This is a genomic window from Pseudomonas sp. 21615526 (assembly GCF_013386245.1).
Lineage (GTDB): Bacteria > Pseudomonadota > Gammaproteobacteria > Pseudomonadales > Pseudomonadaceae > Aquipseudomonas.
Genome location: NZ_JACAOM010000156.1, coordinates 1 through 19,569 on the forward strand (window position 1 = coordinate 1; position 19,569 = coordinate 19,569).

The 19,569-nt window shown below is 60.7% G+C and carries 18 protein-coding genes and 1 pseudogene; 4 read left to right on the forward strand and 15 right to left on the reverse strand.

What is annotated here, in order from left to right:
- Positions 1-184: 184 nt before the first annotated feature.
- The 6 genes from HX786_RS29420 to HX786_RS29445 form a co-directional block, all read right to left on the reverse strand.
- Entirely contained in the window at positions 185-838 is a 654-nt protein-coding gene (locus HX786_RS29420; protein WP_003219744.1) for an HAD family phosphatase, read from the reverse strand.
- A gap of 29 nt (positions 839-867) precedes the next feature.
- The gene (locus HX786_RS29425; RefSeq protein ID WP_003219745.1) at positions 868-1,857 is read right to left on the reverse strand and encodes an ABC transporter ATP-binding protein; all 990 of its coding nucleotides are present in this window, start codon (positions 1,855-1,857) and stop codon (positions 868-870) included.
- Positions 1,854-2,654: an ABC transporter permease gene (locus tag HX786_RS29430; RefSeq protein WP_102369616.1), complete on the reverse strand. Its 801-nt coding sequence runs from the start codon at positions 2,652-2,654 to the stop codon at positions 1,854-1,856. Before HX786_RS29430 ends, HX786_RS29425 begins: the two co-directional genes overlap by 4 nt.
- Entirely contained in the window at positions 2,641-3,486 is an 846-nt protein-coding gene (locus HX786_RS29435; RefSeq protein ID WP_010166442.1) for an ABC transporter permease subunit, read from the reverse strand. Before HX786_RS29435 ends, HX786_RS29430 begins: the two co-directional genes overlap by 14 nt.
- On the reverse strand, positions 3,483-4,289 hold the full coding sequence (locus HX786_RS29440; RefSeq protein WP_178912970.1) for an alkaline phosphatase family protein: 807 nt from the start codon (positions 4,287-4,289) through the stop codon (positions 3,483-3,485). The genes HX786_RS29435 and HX786_RS29440 overlap by 4 nt, the downstream gene beginning before the upstream one ends.
- Positions 4,290-4,509: 220 nt before the next feature.
- Entirely contained in the window at positions 4,510-5,577 is a 1,068-nt protein-coding gene (locus tag HX786_RS29445; RefSeq protein ID WP_177037282.1) for an ABC transporter substrate-binding protein, read from the reverse strand.
- A gap of 351 nt (positions 5,578-5,928) precedes the next feature.
- Between HX786_RS29445 and HX786_RS29450 the strand changes: the two genes are divergently transcribed.
- Positions 5,929-6,642, forward strand: a complete 714-nt coding sequence (locus HX786_RS29450; protein ID WP_003219754.1) for a UTRA domain-containing protein — start codon at positions 5,929-5,931, stop codon at positions 6,640-6,642.
- Positions 6,643-7,024: 382 nt separating this feature from the next.
- Here HX786_RS29450 and HX786_RS29455 read toward each other — a convergent pair whose 3' ends face one another.
- The 3 genes from HX786_RS29455 to HX786_RS29465 form a co-directional block, all read right to left on the reverse strand.
- The gene (locus HX786_RS29455) at positions 7,025-8,371 is read right to left on the reverse strand and encodes an amidohydrolase (protein ID WP_177037280.1); all 1,347 of its coding nucleotides are present in this window, start codon (positions 8,369-8,371) and stop codon (positions 7,025-7,027) included.
- Between the two features lie 51 nt (positions 8,372-8,422).
- A complete protein-coding gene (locus HX786_RS29460; protein WP_003219758.1) occupies positions 8,423-10,582 on the reverse strand; it encodes a mechanosensitive ion channel family protein in 2,160 nt (719 codons plus the stop codon).
- Between the two features lie 72 nt (positions 10,583-10,654).
- On the reverse strand, positions 10,655-10,831 hold the full coding sequence (locus tag HX786_RS29465) for a hypothetical protein (RefSeq protein WP_003219760.1): 177 nt from the start codon (positions 10,829-10,831) through the stop codon (positions 10,655-10,657).
- Positions 10,832-11,007: 176 nt separating this feature from the next.
- Here HX786_RS29465 and yegS point away from each other — a divergent pair.
- Positions 11,008-11,932, forward strand: a pseudogene (gene yegS, locus HX786_RS29470) (lipid kinase YegS); the annotation flags it as partial.
- Here the strand turns inward: yegS and HX786_RS29475 are convergent.
- The 3 genes from HX786_RS29475 to HX786_RS29485 form a co-directional block, all read right to left on the reverse strand.
- A complete protein-coding gene (locus HX786_RS29475; protein ID WP_003219763.1) occupies positions 11,894-12,553 on the reverse strand; it encodes a response regulator transcription factor in 660 nt (219 codons plus the stop codon). The pseudogene yegS and the gene HX786_RS29475 overlap by 39 nt on opposite strands.
- The gene (locus HX786_RS29480) at positions 12,550-13,443 is read right to left on the reverse strand and encodes a sensor histidine kinase (protein ID WP_003219766.1); all 894 of its coding nucleotides are present in this window, start codon (positions 13,441-13,443) and stop codon (positions 12,550-12,552) included. The genes HX786_RS29475 and HX786_RS29480 overlap by 4 nt, the downstream gene beginning before the upstream one ends.
- Positions 13,444-13,763: 320 nt before the next feature.
- A complete protein-coding gene (locus tag HX786_RS29485) occupies positions 13,764-14,207 on the reverse strand; it encodes a hypothetical protein (protein WP_003219767.1) in 444 nt (147 codons plus the stop codon).
- 550 nt (positions 14,208-14,757) lie between these two features.
- Between HX786_RS29485 and HX786_RS29490 the strand changes: the two genes are divergently transcribed.
- Together HX786_RS29490 and HX786_RS29495 are read left to right on the forward strand one after the other, a co-directional pair.
- Complete coding sequence (locus HX786_RS29490) at positions 14,758-15,693, forward strand: chemotaxis protein CheV (RefSeq protein ID WP_008430676.1); 936 nt, start codon at positions 14,758-14,760, stop codon at positions 15,691-15,693.
- Positions 15,694-15,732: 39 nt separating this feature from the next.
- On the forward strand, positions 15,733-16,539 hold the full coding sequence (locus tag HX786_RS29495; RefSeq protein WP_003219772.1) for an MOSC domain-containing protein: 807 nt from the start codon (positions 15,733-15,735) through the stop codon (positions 16,537-16,539).
- Between the two features lie 64 nt (positions 16,540-16,603).
- On the opposite strand, the gene HX786_RS29500 is transcribed toward HX786_RS29495, so the two are convergent.
- From HX786_RS29500 to HX786_RS29510, 3 genes are all read right to left on the reverse strand, one after another.
- Positions 16,604-16,888, reverse strand: coding sequence for a pyrimidine/purine nucleoside phosphorylase (locus HX786_RS29500; protein ID WP_003183665.1), 285 nt, complete (start codon positions 16,886-16,888; stop codon positions 16,604-16,606).
- A gap of 47 nt (positions 16,889-16,935) precedes the next feature.
- Positions 16,936-17,478, reverse strand: coding sequence for an exonuclease domain-containing protein (locus tag HX786_RS29505; RefSeq protein ID WP_003219774.1), 543 nt, complete (start codon positions 17,476-17,478; stop codon positions 16,936-16,938).
- Positions 17,479-17,549: 71 nt separating this feature from the next.
- Complete coding sequence (locus HX786_RS29510; RefSeq protein WP_178912971.1) at positions 17,550-19,484, reverse strand: acetyl/propionyl/methylcrotonyl-CoA carboxylase subunit alpha; 1,935 nt, start codon at positions 19,482-19,484, stop codon at positions 17,550-17,552.
- Positions 19,485-19,569 lie beyond the last annotated feature (85 nt).

The window sequence follows — 19,569 nt, forward strand, 5'->3', positions numbered from 1 at the left end:
GGCGGCCCGCGGAGCAATGCCGGAGTGAGGGAACGCCGAGCCACAGCGAGGCGCCGACAGGCGGGGCAGAGCCCTTTGCTTACTTTGGGGCTTTTCCAAAGTGAGTCGCTGTAAGAGCGAAACCATAGGCGGCCGTTACCTAAATAACGGATATGTACTCACCTCAAACCAGCGCAACAAAACGTCAAACCCAATGATGAATCGGCCACCCAGCCTTCTCAGCATGCGCCCGCAGCACCGGGTCCGGATTCACCACCTGCGGGTTCTCCACCTTCAGCAACAGCGGCAAATCATTGCGCGAATCCGAGTAGAAGTACGCCCCATCAAGGTGCTCACCTTCCTGCTCCAGCCATTCCATCAGGCGAGTGATCTTGCCTTCGCGGTAAGTCAGTACACCTGTGGTCTTGCCGCTGTACACCCCATGGGCGACGTCCAGCTCAATCCCCAGCACTTCATCAATGCCGATACGCGCCGCAATCGGCTTGACCAGGTGCGTCCCCGATGCCGAGATCACCAAAATCCGGTCACCATTCTTGCGGTGCTGCGCAATGGTACGGGTGGCTTCGCTGTAGATCAGCGGCTCGATAACGTCTTCCACCCACGGCTCTACAAGGTGCTCGATCTCTTCCGGCGTGCGGCCAATCATCGGCTCCAGGCTGAAGTCCATGAAATCCTCCATGGCCAGCTCACCGCGGCTGTAGGCCGCCATCAGTTCGTCGTTCTTGCGCATGAACGACTCACCATCCACCCAGCCCAGGCGGCCCATTTGCTCGCTCCACAGGGTGGCGCAGTCGCCGTGGATCAGGGTGTCGTCCAGATCAAAAATTACCAATGCCATCTGTCACGCTCTCTCAAATAAATCGTGCGTCAGGCTACTTCACACAACGCACTTGGGTCGATGGAAAGTGCCAATCTCTGACCATCCGGGTGCAGATCGTCAGCCGAGCGGTTAAGCACATCCACCACCAATTCCACGCCCCGGGCTTCGATGCGGTAGCGAATCACGTTGCCCAACAGGCTGTGGCTGCGCACCAACGCATCCAGCTCACCGCTGCGGCTGAGCTCAATGGCCTCCGGGCGAATGGCGATGCGCCCGGTGATCGGACGCTGCAACAGTTTGCTGGCCTTGTCGGCGTCCAGCAGGTTGTAGTTGCCGATAAAGCCCGCGGCGAACACATCCACCGGCGCGGTGTAGAGGGTCTCGGCATCGCCGCTCTGTACGATCTTGCCCTGGTTCATCAGGAAGATCCGGTCGGACATGGTCAGGGCTTCTTCCTGGTCATGGGTCACGAAGATGGTGGTCAGGCCCAGCTCACGCTGGATCTGGCGAATCTGTTCGCGCAGGTGCTTGCGAATCCGTGCATCGAGGGCCGACAACGGCTCGTCGAGCAACAGCAGGCGCGGGCGCGTCACCAGCGAGCGGGCGAGGGCCACGCGCTGGCACTGGCCGCCGGACATCTGGTGCGGGTAGCGGCCGGCGAGTTCTTTCAGCTCCACCAGTTGCAACACTTCCTGCACGCGTTTGTGGCTGTCGTCGGCATTGACCTTCTGCATGCGCAGGCCGAAGGCGACGTTCTGTTCCACGGTCATGTTGGGGAACAGCGCGTAGCTCTGGAACACCATGCCGATATGCCGTTTCTGTGGGCTCAGCGGGACGATGTCCTGGCCATCCAGCAGGATTTTCCCGCTGTCCACCGAGGTCAGGCCGGCGATGCAGCGCAGCAGGGTCGACTTGCCGCAGCCCGACGGGCCAAGCAGGGTGACGAATTCGCCCTTGGCGATTTCGCAGTTGATGTCACTGAATACCGGCGTACCGGCGTAGCCTTTCTGCAGGTGTTGGACGCTGACGAAGCTCATTGGCTTTTGTCCTTGTTCAAGATGTTGGCGGCCCAGGTCAGCACCAGCACGAAGAAGAAATAGGAGATCACCAGGGCACTGGTGAAGTGGCCGCTGCTGTTACGCATATTGTTGAGGTACACCTGCAGGGTTTCGTAGCGGGTGCCCACCAGGATGTTGGCGAACACGAACTCGCCGAACAGGAACGAGAACGACAGCAGCAATGCCACCATCAAGCCCTTGCGCAGGTTCGGCAGCACCACCAGGAACGCCGCCTGAAAGGTGCTGGCACCGAGCAGTTGGGCGGCGTCCATCAGGTCCCGCAGGTTGATCGCTTGCAGGTTGTTGGTGATCGCCCGATACATGAACGGCAGCGCCACGGTGAAGTAGCAACCGATCAGGATCCACGGCGTACCCACCATCGCAAATGGCCCCGAGCCATAGAGCTGCAACAGCCCCACCGACGACACCACCGGCGGCACCGCGAAGGGCAGCAGGATCAAAATGTTCATCAGCGCATCGAGTTTTGGAAAGTGGTAATGCACCACAAACAGCAGCGGCAGGATCAGCACCACCGACAAGATCAGCGCGCCAACGCACACCAGCAGCGACTGGCCGAAGGCATTCAGGAAGCGCGGGTCACTCCACAGCTGGATATACCATTTAAAGGTAAAGCCGGATGGCAGGATGGTCGCCGACCAACTGCTGGCGATGGAGTAGACCAAGGTGCCGAGCAATGGCAGCACCAGGACAGCAAGCAACAGGTACACCACTACGCGATGGTAGAGGGCGGCCGAGCCAGGTTCAGCGCGAGACATGGTAGCTCCTCTTGAGCAGCAGTTGATGGACTACGGTCACCACCGTCATCAGCGCTACCAGCACCACGGCCAGGGCACTGGCCATGTTCGGGTCCAGGGAAATATCGCCGGAGACCATCGCCGCGATGCGGATCGGCAGCACGTTGAAGTTGCCGGTGGTCAGCGCGTACACCGTGGCGTAGGCGCCGAGAGCGTTGGCCAGCAGGATCACGAAGGTGCCCAGCAGCGCTGGGGTCAGCACCGGCAAGCCGATATGCCGCCAGTATTGCCAGCCATCCGCGCCGAGCAACGAAGCGGACTCGCGCCAGTCTTCGCGCAACGCGTCAAAGGCCGGGTAGAGCAGCAGTACGCCGAGGGGAATCTGGAAATAGGTATAAAGGATGATCAACCCGGTCTTGGAATACAGGTTGAAGTCCTGAATGATCCCGGCCTGCTTGAGCATGATGGTGATGCTGCCGTTGAACCCCAGCAGGATGATGAAGGCGAAGGCCAGGGGTACGCCGGAGAAGTTGCTGGTCATGTTGGCGAAGGCGGTCACGAAATTGCGCAGCCGGCCATCCACCCGACGCAGCGAGTAACTGCCCAGCACGGCAATGACGATCCCGAACACACTGGAGTAGAAACTGATCTCCAGGCTGTACTGGATTGCCTGCAGGTAGAATTTCGAATTGGCGATCTTGCTGAAGTTGGCCAGGCCCCAGCCAAACTCTTCCGATTGCAGGCTGCTGACCAGCACCCAGAACAGCGGAGCGATCTCGAACACGATAAAAAACAGCGCGAAGGGCACCAGGCACAAGGCGGCCAGCCATTTGCCGCGGATCACTGAATTCACTTCAACAGCTCCCGGCATACAGGTTTGTCGTGGGGTACACCCAGCAGCTCGCAGACGGTGCCGCACAGCTCGGTTTGTTTGGGCGTGGCGTGGGTGTCGAGGCTGAAGGCATCACCCAGCACAAACAGCGGCACTTCCCGTTCTTCCGGCAGCAGGCCGTTGTGGGAGCGGTCGTTGTTCATGCCGTGGTCGGCCGTCACCAGCACCTGGTAACCGGCGTCGAGCCAGCCTTGCAGGTAGTCGGCGAGGATGATGTCGGCCGAGCGCGCGCTGTTGCGGTATTGCGGGGTGTCGAGGCCGTGCTTGTGGCCGGCATCGTCGATGTTCATCGGGTGCGCCACCAGGAAATTCGGCGCGTGTTTGAGGCGCAGGCTTTCGGCGTCGGCAAACAGGTGCGAGTCCGGGTAATGGTCATTCCAGTAGAAATGCCCGTGCTGGATCGCCAGGGCCGGGTCGCTGGTATGTCGATCCCGGGCGGCGATAAAGGGCGAGCGGTTATACAACTCGCTGACCCAGTGATACGCCGCCGCCGCCGTGGATAAGCCGGCGTCGGTGGCGTAATGGAAAATGCTGCGCTGGTTGGACAGGCGCGAGACGTTGTTGTGGACGATGCCGCTCTCGATCGGCGGGACGCCGGTGAGGATGCATTCGTACAGTGGCCGGGACAGGGCCGGCAGTTCACATTCCAGTTTGTACAATGCTGCGCGTCCTGCGCCGACATAGGCCTGCAAGTGCCCCATGGCGTGTCGGGCAACCTCGTAATTCAGGCCGTCGAGCACGACAAGGATGACGTTGTGCTTCATAGGGGCTGGGGCTCCGCAACAAATAGGCTTGACTCAATTTCCCCTGAGGGAACGCAGTTAAGTGTGGGAGTGGGCTTTTGTGGGAGCGGGCTTGCTCGCGAAGACGGTGGGTCAGTCACACATGTATTGACTGACACTGCGCTTTCGCGAGCAAGCCCGCTCCCACCCAAGCCCGCTCACACATTGGATCTCCAGCGGATCTCCAATGTGGGTTACAGCCTTATTGCATATTGATGATGACTTCTTCCTGCCACTTCTGCGGCAGTGCCTTGGAGGTCTTCTCCCAAGCGTCGGCGTCCTTGATCGGCGTGACTTTCTTGTACTGCTCGTTAGGCAGCAGCTTGGCCTGTACGTCGGCTGGCAAGGTCAGGTGCTCGGCACGGATCGGCCGCGCATTGCCACGCGCCAGGTTGGTCTGGCCGGCGTCGCTGAAGATGTATTCGCGGGTCAGCTTGGCGGCGTTCGGGTGCTTGGCGTATTTGTTGATGATGGTGGTGTAGCCGGAAATCACCGAGCCGTCCGACGGGATCAGCACCACGTAGTCATCCGGGTTGGCCATCTTGGCCTTGTAGCTCAGGCCGTTGAAGTCCCAGACCACGCCCACTTCCACTTCGCCTTTTTCCATGGTGGAGATGGTTGGGTTGGCCAGCGACAGGCGGCCTTGCTTGGCGATTTCGGCGAACATCAGCAGCGCCGGCTGAATGTTCTTCTCGTCGCCACCGTTGGCCAGTGCAGCGGCGAGTACGCCGTTGGCCGCCTGGGCGGCGGTGCTCACGTCGCCGATGGAAACCTTGTATTTGCCGGTCTTCAGGTCAGCCCAGCTTTTCGGAGCTTCGGAGCCGTGCAGGAGTTTTTTGTTGACGATAAAGGCGATGGTGCCGGTGTAGGCCAGGGCCCAGTTACCGTCTTTGTCTTTCGCCCAATCCGGGACTTGTGCCCAGGTGGTCGGTTTGTACGGTTGGGTAACGCCCTGTTTCACCGCGATCGGGCCGAAGGCTGCACCCACGTCGCCGATGTCGGCACTGGCGTTGTCTTTTTCTGCCGCGAACTTGGCGACTTCCTGGGCCGAGCTCATGTCGGTGTCGATGTGCTTGAGGCCATAGATCTTGGCCAGGTCGTCCCAGGTGCCTTTCCAGTTGGCCCAGTCATCGGGCATGCCGACGCTGTTGACGGCGCCTTCCGCTTTCGCGGCGGCTTCGAGCGTTTTCAAATCGGTATCAGCAGCCATGGCGGCGGTGCACATGGCAATGGTCGAGCCTAACAGTGATGCCAGGAAAAGCTGTTTCATCCGAAGCTCCTTTGGGCGTTTTCAACGCTGCGTTTTTATCGACGTTTGCGGTGGTGTTGGTCTAGGTCAGCAATACACGAGCCAATTTAGGCGTGGCGGATGACAGTTTCATGTCGATGTCGTTTTTTGTTGGCCTGGACGGGGGATCACCGGGTAAGCGTAGACCATGCCCAACCGCCCGGAAGCCTTGGACTTGGCCGATGTATTGCAGGTCTTGTGGCAGCACGTCGCGAGGCGCTGTCATCTGTCGGTCATGTGCAATGCCTAGGCTTGCACGCAACAGCAGAGGCGCGTTTAGCGGGCGTTTTGTGCACCTGAATAGTGCTGGTCTAGTCCAGATAGGTAACGTTGATGCGTGATGAGGCAACCAAGGCGGTGACAACCATTGGCCTGGCGCTGCAAGAGCAGATCGACCATGGCTTGTTGGCGCCTGCCAGTAAGCTGCCGGCCGAGCGCAAGCTCAGCGAGTTGTTTGGTACCACCCGGATTACGGTGCGGGAAGCCTTGTTACAACTTGAGGCACAAGGGCAGATTTATCGCGAGGAGCGGCGGGGGTGGTTTGTGTCGCCGCCCAGGCTTGCCTATAACCTGATGCAGCGCAGTCATTTTCACGCGATGGTGAGTGCCCAGGGTCGGGTGCCGTCGACCGAGGTGATTTCGGCGCGGTTGCAGCCGGCTTCGGCGGCGGTGTGTGCGTGGTTGCAGTTGCCGGCGTTGTCCAGCGTGATTCAGATTTGCCGGGGGCGCAGGATTGATGGGCGGTTGGTGTTGTATGTGGAGCACTATCTGAACCCGCAGTATTTTCCGGGGATTCTGGGGTGTGATTTGAATCAGTCGATTACGGAGTTGTATGCGCGGGTGTATGACTTGCACTACGGGCGGGTGCGGTTTGAGATTGTGCCGACGTCATTGCAGGTTGAGGCTGCGGCGGCGTTGAGGGTGTCGGTGGGGAGCCCGGGGTTGCGGATTGCTCGGGTTAATTATGATCAGCATGAGCGGTTGATTGATTGTGATCTGGAGTTTTGGCGGCATGATGCGATTCATGTGGGGGTGGATGTGGTTTGACGTTTTGCCTGTGTGTATCCGTTATTTAGGTCACGGCGGCTTTTGGTTCCGCTCTCACAGCGGCTCACTTTTGAACAGCTGGAATGCCGGCCCAGCCCCAAGTAAGCACAGGGCTTTACCCCGATGACCCGAGTGTTAGAGCAAAAGCAGAGCCGCTTTATGTGGGAGCGGGCTTGCTCGCGAAAAACCTGAGGGCGCCGCGTTGAGTCAGGATACCCACGTCATCGTTAACGACCTTCGCGAGCAAACCCGCTCCCACATTTGGATCGTGTCCGCCTTTGGGTTTGCTGTTGCTTCACCACACTTAAGCCCGAGCGAGGTGCAGAGTGGTGGGGCAAGAGCGGAACCCTAGGCGGCCGTTACCTGAATAACGGATATACCCTCAATCCCCCGCATTGGCATACAAATAATCCGTCGCCAACGAAGCCAGCGTCCGAACCCCAACCACCAACGCCGACTCATCCACAAAGAACCCCGGATTATGATTCGGCGCCGCCTTGCTCATGTCCTGATCCCTCGGCGTCACCCCCAGAAACACAAACAACCCTGGCGCTTCCTTGGCATAAAACGAGAAGTCCTCAGCCCCACCCACCAACGGGGCATTCACTACGTCGCCATTCGCCGCCCAACGCAAACTCGGCAGCATCTTTTCGGTCAGCGCCGGGTTGTTGATGGTCGGGTCGTACTTCTCAATGATCGTCACCTCAGCCTTCGCCCCACCACTCTCGGCAATCTTCTCTACGGTCTGCCGCACATCCGCATGCAGCTTCTGGCGAATGCCATAGTCGTAGGAGCGAATGGTCCCACTCATGTCCACCGACTCGGGAATGATGTTGTACCGCGTCCCTCCGTTGATGGTGCCAATACTCACCACCGCCGGAAACGAAGAAATGTCGGTACGCCGACTGACCACCGTCTGCAGCCCCACAATGGCCTGCGCCCCCACGGTAATCGGATCGATCCCATCCCACGGCCGCCCCGCATGGGTCTGCTTGCCCAGGATCTTGATCCGCAGGTCATCCGAGCTCGCCAGCGTCGGCCCCGGCCGATACGCAATCTGCCCCGCAGGCACCCCGGCCCACACATGCAGCCCAAAAACGGCATCCGGCTTGGGCGATTTCATCAGCCCTTCCTGCACCATCATCTTCGCGCCCCAAGTGTTTTTACCGTCGGGGATAAAGTCGCTCGGGCCTTCTTCAGCCGGCTGGAAATAAAACACCACGGTCCCAGGCAGGCGATCGCGCATACCTGTAAGGATTTTCGCTGTGCTCAGCAGGATGGCGGTGTGGGCGTCGTGGCCGCAGGCGTGCATCACGTCGACTTCTTTATCGAGGTACACACCCTTGGCCTTCGAGGCGAAGGGCAGGCCGGAGACTTCCTTGACCGGCAGCGCATCCATGTCGGCGCGCAAGGCCACGGTCGGGCCGGGCAGGGCGCCCTTGAGGATGGCGACAACGCCCGTGCGCGCCACGCCAGTCTTGACCTCCAGCCCCATCTCCCGCAGTTGCTTGGCCACCAGCTCCGCGGTGCGATGTTCGGTATTGCCCAGTTCAGGATGGGCGTGGATGTCGCGCCGGGTTTCCAGCAAGGCCGGTTCCAGTACTTTGGCCTGGGCGGCGATGGTTTCGCGGGCACTGTCCTGGCCGCTGTTGGCGGCGATGACCGCGCTGCTGGCGACACCGCACAGCAGGCCGAATACCCATTGGTGTGTAAGACCGGTCAAACGCATAAGGACTCTCCATGATTATTGTTGTTGATCCTGACGTCGTCCGGGCAGCGCTTATTCTTTCTCTTGCACGCCTCCCGCCGCTGTCACCACTTGCACGCTCAAGCGTGGGGTGGCCAGGTCCAGCCCGGCTTCATCGAGGTGACGCTTGAGCGACAGGTTGAACGCCCGCGAAACCTCCCACTGCTTGATCGGCGCGGTCTTGAAGCGGGCGCGAAGAATCGCACTGCCGGACTCGAAACTTTCTACACCCTGAATCTCCAGCGGCGACCAGATATTGCGCCGCTGCAACGGGTCGTTGCGCATCTTCTGCCCGACGTCGCGCATCAGCTTGATGGCGTCGTCGATTTCCATGTTGTAGGGAATCGCCACCCGGAAGATCGCGTAGCCGAACTCCCGGGAGTAGTTCTTGATGCTTTTGATTTCACTGAACGGGATCGTATGCACGATGCCGTCGATGTCCCGCAGGCGCACGGTACGGATGGTCAACCCTTCGACCGTCCCCAGGTGGCCGCCGACATCCACGTAGTCATCAATTGCCAGGGAGTCTTCGATAATGATGAACAGGCCGGTGATCAAATCCGCCACCAGCGACTGTGCACCAAAACCGATGGCCAGGCCGATCACACCGGCACCCGCCAGCAGCGGCGTGACGTTCATGCCCATGTTCGCCAGGGCGACGATGGCGGCAATGATGAAGATGGTCACGAACAGCACGTTGCGAATCAACGGCATCATCGTTTGCGCACGCGCGTTGGCCAGGCCTTTGCGCGAGCGGGTGAGGGCGTGGTGGATCGCGGTGTCGCTGAGGATCCAGATCAGCCAGGCAAACAGCAATGTGCCGGCAAGGCCGAACAGCTTGACGCTGATTTCATGCCCGTCGCCTTCGGTAAAACGGATCAGCGACAGGCCCCAGACCCGCAGGCCGAGTTCGATAAACACCAGCCACACCACCAGGTGGGCGAGGGTGTAGACGAAGCTTTTCAGGCGCTCGGAGTACAGCGCATGGCGCTTGTGCCCACGCTGCGGCTTGAGGGAATGGCGGCGCACCAGGCCGTTGATCACCATGCACAGCACCAGCAACACCGTGCACAACAACGACTGGCGCAGGGCGGTGCTGGTGTCGCCGGCGGAGACGAAGGTGGCGAACAGCGAGATGCCCACCAGCAGCAACGCCGGCAGGTACCAGAAGGTACCGACGATTTCGATGGTGTCACTCAGGGCGCGGCGGGTCAGGCGGCGGGACAGCGGCTGGTTGCGGATCAGGTGCGCAATCGGCCGGCGGAATCGCAGGATGAACACACCGGTGGACAGCGCGGCCATGACATTGGCGATGGTCGCGGCGACATGGGACAGGTGCTGGCCCAGGCTCTCGGCCAGGCGCGGGTCGCTGACGGCTTCGCCAAAGGCGGCAAAGCTGCCGATCAGCCACAACGGCCGGAAGGCCTGGTGGCGCAGGATGTACAACGCGCGGTGACGGTGCGGGCCGTCGAGTACGGAAAACGCGACCACGCAGATCGCCGAGAAGCAGGTGCCCACCACCAGCGCATAGGCCAGCACCATTGCCAGGGATTTGCCGAGGGACGAGGGCAGTGCGTAGCTCATGTAGACGGTGATCACCAACGCGATCAGCCACGGGCCGAGCTTGCGCAGGGCAAAGCGCAGCAGGTCCCAGGTCTTGGGGTGTTGCGGCAGTTCTTCGGTCAGGCCGAAGCGCTCGCGCACCCGGTGGCTGAGCCAGATCAGGATCGCGGCCAGCAGGCTCCAGAGCATCAGGATCATGGCAAAGGCAAAGATGATCGGCAGCCATTCGCTGGCCGGCAGCATCAGTGCGGTGAGTTCATCCTTGGCCTGGTCAAACTCGTTGGACCAGCGATTGAGCGGGCTGTCGGCACCGGAGAATTGTTGCTCCAGGCTCGACAGCGTGCCGCCGATCAAACCGAGTACACCCAGTTCGGCGGCGGGCTGGGCCTTTTGCGTGGTCTCACGGAGCTTTTTCAGGTCGCTCAGCAGCTTGGTGCGCTGCTGGTCGTTTTCCAGGGTCTTGATCACCTCGTCCAGGGACTGGCCCAACGGGACGTCGGCTTGCGGCTGGGTTTTGGTGTTGCTGCCCAGCAGCCCTGGCAGGCTCACGGCGTGGGCAGGCGCCATGGGCAGCAGGGTCAGCAGGCAGAAAAGCAGGCAACAGGGCAGGGCAAACAGACGGGCAAGCACGAGGCGGTCAACCTTAAAAACGACGAATTGACCGAGTGTACGAGGCCGTCATGTGCAATGCGAGTGAGATTGTCATTCGGCGAGTTTGGCGAGGATCTTGTAAACCACGGTGCCGAGGATCAGCAGCATGCCGATCCACATGCCGAACACACCGATGGGTTTGTCGCGGAAGTTGAAGCCGATGGCCAGGAGGATCATGCCGGTCAGGATGGGGATAAGCATGGAGTGGAAGGCGGACATGGTGATCATGGTGCGACGGCCTTGTCGGGTGGGAATAGGTATAAGTCTAGGTCGATTTCGCCAAGTGCGAGTTGATCCGTGTCAGAAACGCTACAAAACCCGGTTAATTTCTACATCCGATGGCTTTTTTTCGATTGGCCACGGTCAACATCCCTCAGGAACCTTAAACCCAGGAGCATTCATCCATGAGCACACCCAAGGCACTGTTGATTCTGCACGGCAAGCAAGCCCTCAACGAGCAGGTGCGGGCGGCGGTGCAGGGCAAGCGCGAGCAGGGCTGGGACCTGGCCGTACGGGTGACGTGGGAGGGTGGCGATGCCCAGCGGTTTGTCGATCAGGCCCTTGCCGATGGCTACACGCGGCTGATTGCCGGCGGCGGTGACGGCACCCTGCGGGATGTGGCCGAGGCCATGGCCCGGGCCAAGACCGAGGCCAGCCTGGTGCTGATGCCCCTCGGTACCGCCAACGATTTTGCCCGCGCCGCCGGTGTGCCGCTGGAGCCCGAGCAGGCCCTGGACCTGCTGGATGTACCGGCCCGTGCCATCGACCTGGGCGAAGTAGGCGGGCAGATCTTCCTGAATATGGCCACCGGTGGTTTTGGCAGCCAGGTCACTGCCAACACCTCCGAAGACTTGAAGAAAGTCCTCGGTGGCGCGGCGTATCTGTTTACCGGCCTGTCACGCTTCAGCGAGTTGCGCGCGGCCTACGGTGAATTGCAGGGCCCTGACTTTCACTGGCGCGGCGAGCTGCTGGCCCTGGGCATCGGCAACGGGCGCCAGGCCGGTGGTGGCCACGTGCTGTGCCCCGGCGCCCTGGCCGATGATGGTTTGTTGGATATCAGCATCTTGCCGGCGCCGCAGGAAGTGGTCGGCACCCTGCGCAACCTGATGACGGACGGCTGGGGCCTGGACAATATGTTTGTGCGGGCGCGCTTGCCGTGGGTCGAAATCAAGGTCGCCGAAGGGCTGGCGATCAACCTCGACGGCGAACCACTCCAGGGTGACGACTTGCACTTCTCGGCCTTGCCCCAGGCACTGCGGGTGCATCTGCCGGATGACTCACCGTTGCTGACTAATCGTCAAGGCTGATGATCTGTTCGCGCACTGCGAACAGCACCAGGCCCGCCACGTCGAAAATCTGCAGGCGCTTCATGATCTGCGAGCGGTGGGCTTCCACGGTCTTGATGCTCAGACCCAGGCCATTGGCGATTTCACGGGTGGACTTGCCGCGCACGATCAAGCGCAGGATTTCCAACTGGCGTGCCGTCAGGTTGTGGCTGTGGGGCGGCGGGTTGACCTGGGCCTGATTGCGGATCAGCGCCTGGTTGATCACCGTATGGGCGATTGCCGGGCTGAGGTAGCGTTCGTTGTTGCGCAACGCCAGCAGCGCGTGCTCCAGCTCATTGGCCGTGGTGTCCTTGAGCAGGTAGCCATGGGCGCCGGACTCCAGCGCGCACATGATCAGCTCCGGGTCGGTGTGCATCGACAGGATCAGCACCTTGCTCTTCGGGTAGGCGCGCTTGAGGTCTTTCAATGCATCGAGCCCGCCGGTGTGCTTCATCGACAGGTCAAGCAGCACGATGTCGGGTTGCAGCGCGTCAAACCGCTCCAGCAACTGCGCGCCGTCGCTCGCTTCACCGATCACCGCGTAGCCGGGAATATCCATGACCAGCGCACGCACGCCGGCCCTGATCAGGGAGTGGTCATCCACCAGGAGTAAGTTGCACGTCACTCTAGAACCTTATGGGGGTTGGCCCGTTCGAGGGCGCGAGGCGCCCAGGGGAAAAGCGCTTCGATCCTCGTCCCGGAGCCTGGCTGGCTATTGACCGACAATGTGCCTCCCAGTTGATCAATCCGCTCGGACATCCCGGCCATGCCCCGCTGGCCTTCCTGGGCGGGGTTGATGGCGGGCGAAAAGCCCTGGCCGTCATCGCTGATAAACAGTGACAGGCCTTCGGGCAGGCGTTGCAGGCGTACCAGCAGGTTACGTGCCTGGGCATGGCGCAGCATGTTGGTGACGGCTTCCTGGGTAATGCGAAAGGCGGCAACAGCCATCTCTTCCGGGATGCCGGTCAGCCGTTGATGGCATTCCAGGCTCCAGCTTACCCGGGTGTTTTCCAGGGTCTTGAGCAGATGCGCCCGCAGGCTCGCCTCAAGGCCCAGGCTCGCCAGTTGCCGGGGGTTGAGGATGGCCGACACGTCCTGCACCTTGGCCAGGGTTTCGTTGAGGGTGTTGCACAGCACCGCACAGTGGCCCTGCAGGTTTTCCGGAAGACGGCGCTTGAGCCATTCACTTTGCAGCTTGGCGGCGGTCAACAGTTGGCCGATATCATCGTGCAGTTCGCGGCTGAGGCGATGACGTTCGTTTTCCTGGACCTGCAACAGGCGGTCGGCCAACTCCTGGGGCTGGAACTTGATGGACTTGCGTGAGCGCCACTGTTGCAAGCCCACCACCAGCAGGGTGGCCAGGTTCACTGACAACAGCGCCAGGGGAAGATCGGCCGAGTGTGCATAAGCCCACAGGCTGAGCAGGCACGCGCACAGGCATAGCGCGAGGGTTATCCAGCGTGCATTGCTTCGGGACACGGACCTTGCGATGAGTGACTTCAGGCTGGCGTACATAGGAGGCGCATTTCACGTTTATATGCATCATGAAGTTGAGTCACTTCGAGCGGGGCATGGTACCACCACTATTACCGTTGGTCGCCTGGCGCCGAGCGGGATGAGGCGTATTAATCACGGCATCGTCCCGGAAGGTAGTCCCGGAGTTCAACGAGTGGGGAAGTTGTATCATTGAAGTTGTTTTGTATCAGTATTGTCGTTAGTGGCTTATTGATATTTTTCTGCTAACGACGGCGTGATGCATAAATAGTTGTGGTGTCGTTTTTAGATAATCAGGCAATTGAATGCGACATTTTTTGTCGCTTGAATGCGAAGAAGCCTCAAATAGCGTAAGGCCTGTGTTGTTGCTTATAGCCAAAATCGCTTTGGGGGATGTGTTGGACAACGGTGGCGATCAACACGGTTTGTTCCGTTTCATCCAGGCCGAGCTTGCCGGTTTTTGTATCGATCAACTCCAGTTGCCAGGCCAGCAGGGTGAGGCAGTTGTGCAGTGCATCAAGTGCTTCGTCATGCAGTTGCAGGGGGCTGGCGGCGTTGCTGATCAGGTACTGGATATGCCGTGAGAACTCGCTGATCGCCCTCAGGGCCAGGGCTTCGGATTTTTCCGCGAGCTTGATCAGGTTGGTTTTCATGCAGTCGATCGCGTCACTGTCGTTGCGGATCAAATGCAGGTGGCTCAAGCATTCTTCAGACTTGGCCAGCAACATTTCCGCCTCGAGGAGGAACTCGGGAAGTGCAAGTTGCCACTCTTTGCCGTCGTTCATCACACAAGTCTCCAGAACATACGATCGGATGATGAGATGTTGCACCGGTTGAATGGCGTAAAACTACCGCTGAAATATGACGAATATCTGTAGGCCCGTTCCGACTTTTCAGTAGGAAATTTATTTGAATGACGGCCGTCGTCCGAGTACCCGACAATTTCCAGGGGCATTCGCACAACTTCTTTGGGTGCCAGTACATAAGTCACTGGATGATCCGTTGGCCGTGGGCTTGCGATAGCAAACAAAAGCCTGACTCCATTCATGCAATGAGAATGGCGTCACATTAATGGCTATTAGATATCGCGAATATCAGGTTGGTCCTGATTGTGGATAGGGGAATCCCTTACATAGCGGAACCTCGCGCAGACTTTGCGGTCACGCGGCGGTGGTGATGGGCCTTGCGTTGAAGCGGGTTCAGTAAAGCATGATGTCAGTGTGACATCAATGGATTTGCATGGCATTTTAGTGGGGGGTCAAGGTCCGGCGTTTGCCGCCGATAACCTGCTTCAGTGACCAGCACTATCCATCCGCTAAACCCCAGGAGTCTTTAATGGCCGGCATTCTCGACACGGTAGATCAACGCACACAATTGGTGGGTGAGAATCGCCTGGAGATCCTCATGTTTCGCCTGGCCGGGCGGCAGCTGTTCGCGATCAACGTGTTCAAGGTGCAGGAAGTGCTGCAACTGCCCAAGTTGACCCTGATGCCCCAGCGCCACCCGTTTGTCTGCGGGGTGGTCAACCTGCGTGGGCAGACGTTGCCGGTGATCGACCTGTCCCAGGCGATTGGCATGCGTCCGCTGATTCCGGGCCCCAACAGCACCATTATCGTCACCGAGTACAACCGCTCGGTGCAGGCGTTCCTGGTGGGCGGCGTCGACCGCATCGTCAACATGAACTGGGAGGCGATCCTGCCGCCGCCGGCAAGTGCCGGGCGCCAGCATTACCTGACGGCCATCAGCAAGGTCGATGACCAGTTGGTGGAAATCATCGACGTGGAAAAAGTCCTCGCCGAAATCGTGCCCTACAATGCCAAGGTTTCCCGCGAGAAACTTGAAGACCCGGTGCTGGAACGCGCCCGCGGCCGCGAAGTGCTGCTGGTGGATGACTCCAACGTCGCCCTCTCGCAACTGCGTGACACCCTCGGACAGTTGGGGGTGAAGATGCACATTGCCAGCGACGGCCTCAAGGCACTGAACATGCTCAAGGCCTGGGCCGACAGTGGCCAGGTGATGACCGACAAGCTGTTGATGATCTTCACCGACGCCGAAATGCCCGAGATGGACGGCTACCGCCTGACCACCGAGATTCGCAACGACCCGCGCCTGCGCAGCCTGTACGTGGTGCTGCATACGTCGTTGTCCGGCAGCTTCAACGACTCGATGGTGAAGAAGGTCGGTTGCGACAACTTCCTCTCCAAGTTCCAGCCCGACAAGTTGGTGGACGTGGTACGTCAGCGCCTGATGCTGGACGAAGTCCCGGCTTGAGCTTAGGGTGACGGCTTTGTCCCTCAGGAATGCAGGCCCATGCTTCGTCTCAGCGCGTTGTACCGATACCCCTTGAAGTCCGGCAAGGGTGAATCCTTGCAGCAGATCGGCCTGGACACACTCGGGCTCGACGGGGATCGACGCTGGATGTTGGTGGACGAGGCCAGCGGGCGTTTCCTGACCCAGCGCGCCGTGGCCAGGATGAGCCAGCTCTCGGCGCTGTGGAACAGCGCCGGTGGCCTGACCTTGAGCGCCGAGGGCCAACCTGCGCTTGACGTGCCACTACCCGGCAGCGATGCCGAGTTGCGCGGCGTGACCATCTGGCGTGACACCTTGCGCGTGCCGGATGCCGGTGACGAGGCGGGCGCCTGGCTCAGCGAATTCATCGGCAAACCCACGCGGCTGGTGCAAGTGCCGCTGTCCCGTGCACGCACGACCGAGGCCGGCTACGGCAAGGATGATGACAAGGTCGCGTTTGCCGATGGCTTTCCGTTGCTGCTGATCGGCCAGGCGTCCCTGGATGACCTGTCCCAGCGTATCGGTCGGCCCATGGAGATGCTGCGTTTTCGCCCCAACCTGGTGATCGAGGGCAGCGAAGCCTTTGCCGAAGACGGCTGGAAGCGGATACGGATCGGTGATGTGGAGTTTCGCGTGGTCAAGTCCTGCTCACGCTGCATCCTCACCACCATCGACCCGGCGAGTGGCGAGCGCAGTGCCGACCGCGAACCGCTGGCCACGCTCAAGACCTACCGCGAGCAAGAGGGCGATGTGATGTTCGGGCAGAACCTGGTCAACGATGGGGTGGGCCGCCTGGAAGTCGGCATGCCGGTGACGATCCTGGAGTAAGCAGCCCTGAAATGAAAAATGCCCGTCTCTCGCGAGACGGGCATTTTTTTTGGCTATCGAACGTTTAGCCGCGGTATTCGCACAGGTAGGCGGTGTCGACCGCCACCTTCAGCTGGAACTTGCTGTTGGCTGGCACGTTGAACTGGCTGCCGGCGGCGAAGGTTTCCCAGTCGGTGCTGTCTGGCAGCTTGACGGTCAGTGCGCCCGATACCACGTGCATGATTTCACGCTGGGCAGTGCCGAACTCGTATTCACCCGGGGCCATGACGCCGATGGTCGCCGGACCTTCTGCAGTGCCGAAAGCGATCGACTTGACGGTGCCGTCGAAGTACTCGTTGACTTTAAACATGGGCGAATCCTCGGAAAAGGGTCAAGAAAGGTCGGCCAGTATGCCTTCTACACGGGCAAAATCAACGGCAGCAGCCGTGCGGTATTGCGTGCATCTTCCAGCGCCCGATGCTGTTGGCCGTGGAACTGCATGCCGGCCAGTTGCAGCGCGCCGTTGAGCCCCAGCGGCTTGTCCAGGCGCCGGGCCTTGGCGAAGCGTTGCTTGAGGTTCACGTGGGGCGTCTGGCCCAGCACGCTGCTCAAGCCATGGCGCTGCCACTCCAGTTCCAGTTGCTGGCGATCGTAGTCACCCCAGCTCGCCCAGCCTTCCAGGCGTGCCTGGTGCTGGCCAAGCCAGCGTTCGAACAGCGGCCACACCTCGATCAACGGCGCGGCAGCGTCGATATTCGCCTGGGTGATGTGGGTCAACTGGCGGCAGAACGGCGTCAGCAGCGGCCTGCGCAATGGCCGCACGAAACGCTGGAAATGGTCCAGTTCACGGCCCTGGCGGTTGACCAGGCTCACACCGATTTCGATGATTTCCATCTCGGTCACGGGCCAGCCGCCTTCATCCGTTGTGGCTTCAAGATCAATAATCAGCCAATGAGGCATCGCAGGTTCCCGTACTCTTCCCGTCCTGATGGGGATAGAGCGTAGCCAAGCCTGCTAGTTCCGCCCAGGGCTTACTCGATCTCCAGCAAAATCTGACGGTTCCTGACCTGATCGCCTGCAACCGCCTGGATTCGCTTGACCACGCCACTCATGCCGGCCTTGAGTGGGTGCTCCATTTTCATCGCTTCCAGCACCAGCAACAGCTGGCCCTTGCTGACCGAATCGCCTTCGCTGACCCGTACTTCGACAATTGCCCCATCCATCGGCGCCTTGACCGTGCCGTTGCCGGCCTCGGCCTGGCGGGTGGCGACGGTTTGGGTTCGATCATTGATGCACACGCCGGGCAACCAGAGCCGGGTGCCTTGCAGGTGGTAGGCAATGCGACGGCGAATGCCGTTGAGAACGGCGGTGGCCCAGCGTCCGTCGGTGGAGAGGTCGCGTATTTCGATGGCGTGCAGATCAATCTCGACTTGCAGGCAATTGTCCGCCAGTACACTGAGGCTGATGGTCCGGGGCTCGTCGTGTTCGGCCAATTGCCAGGTCCAGGGTACGCTGGCGTTGTTGCGCCAGCCGGATAATGGCTGGGTGTGAGCGCTGGCGCTGTGTTGGTAAAACAGCGCGGCGGCCAGGGCCAGCTCTTCGTTGGTCGCGTGGGGACGCGGGATGTCGCTGAAGTGTTCGGCAATAAAGCCGGTGCTGAAATCGCCGGCGATGAAGTGTGGATGCTTGAGCAGGCTGGCCAGCAGGCGCTGGTTGGTGGGCACGCCGAGCAGCACGCAGTCTTCCACGGCCCTGACCAGCTTGCGCCGGGCCTCTTCGCGGGTGGCGCCGTGGGCGATGATCTTGCCCAGCATCGAGTCGTAGAACGGGGTGATGCGCTGGCCTTCCAGCACGCCATGATCGATGCGCACACCTGGCGCCGGGTCCCAGCGCAGTACGTCGCCGGTTTGCGGGAGGAAGCCCTGGGCCGGGTCTTCGGCGTACAGGCGCACTTCCATGGCGTGGCCGGTGAGGGTCACTTGTTCCTGACTCAGGGGCAAAGGTTGGCCGGCGGCGATGTGCAGTTGCCAGGCGACGAGGTCGAGGCCGGTGATCAGTTCGGTGACCGGGTGTTCGACCTGCAGGCGGGTGTTCATTTCCAGGAAGTAGAAATTGCCGTCGCGGTCGAGCAGGAACTCCACCGTGCCGGCGCCGACGTAATTGACGGCGCGCGCGGCCTTGAGGGCGGCTTCGCCCATGGCTTGGCGCAGCTCGGGGGTCATGACGGGGCAGGGGGCTTCTTCGATGACTTTTTGATGGCGGCGCTGGACCGAGCAGTCGCGTTCGCCGAGGTAGATCAGGTTGCCGTGGGTGTCGCCGAACAGTTGGATTTCGACGTGGCGGGGGGCGATCAGGGCTTGTTCGAGGATGAGTTCGGCGCTGCCGAAGGCGTTTTGTGCTTCGGAGCGGGCGGTGCGCAGGTGTTCCAGCAGGGTGTCGGGGTTGTGTACCAGGCGCATGCCGCGGCCGCCGCCGCCGGCGCTGGCCTTGATCATCAGTGGGTAGCCGATGTGGGTGGCTTGTTGTTGCAGGGTTGGGTCGTCCTGGTCGGGGCCTTGGTAGCCCTTGATGCAGGGGACGCCGGCGTTGAGCATGGCGATTTTTGAGAGGCGTTTGCTGCCCATCAGGTCGATGGCTTCGGGGCTGGGGCCGATGAAGGTGAGGCCGGCGTTTGCGCAGGCTCGGGCGAAGTCGGGGTTTTCGGAGAGGAAGCCGTAGCCGGGGTGGATGGCGTCGGCGCCGGTGCGGTGGGCTGCGTTGAGGATGGCTTCGATGTTCAGGTAGGACTGGGTGACGGGGGCGGGGCCGATGTTGATGGCTTCGTCGGCCATCTGGACGTGCAGGGCGTCGGTGTCGGCTTCGCTGTAGATTGCTACGGTGCGGTAGCCCAGGGATTGGGCGGTGCGCTGGATGCGGCAGGCGATTTCGCCACGGTTGGCTATGAGGATTTTGTTGAACATCGGCATGGTGGTGTCCCTTGGCTTGTCGGGTACATATCCGTTTCTTCGGTAACGGCTGCTATTGGTTCCGCTCTTACAGCGGGTCACTTTT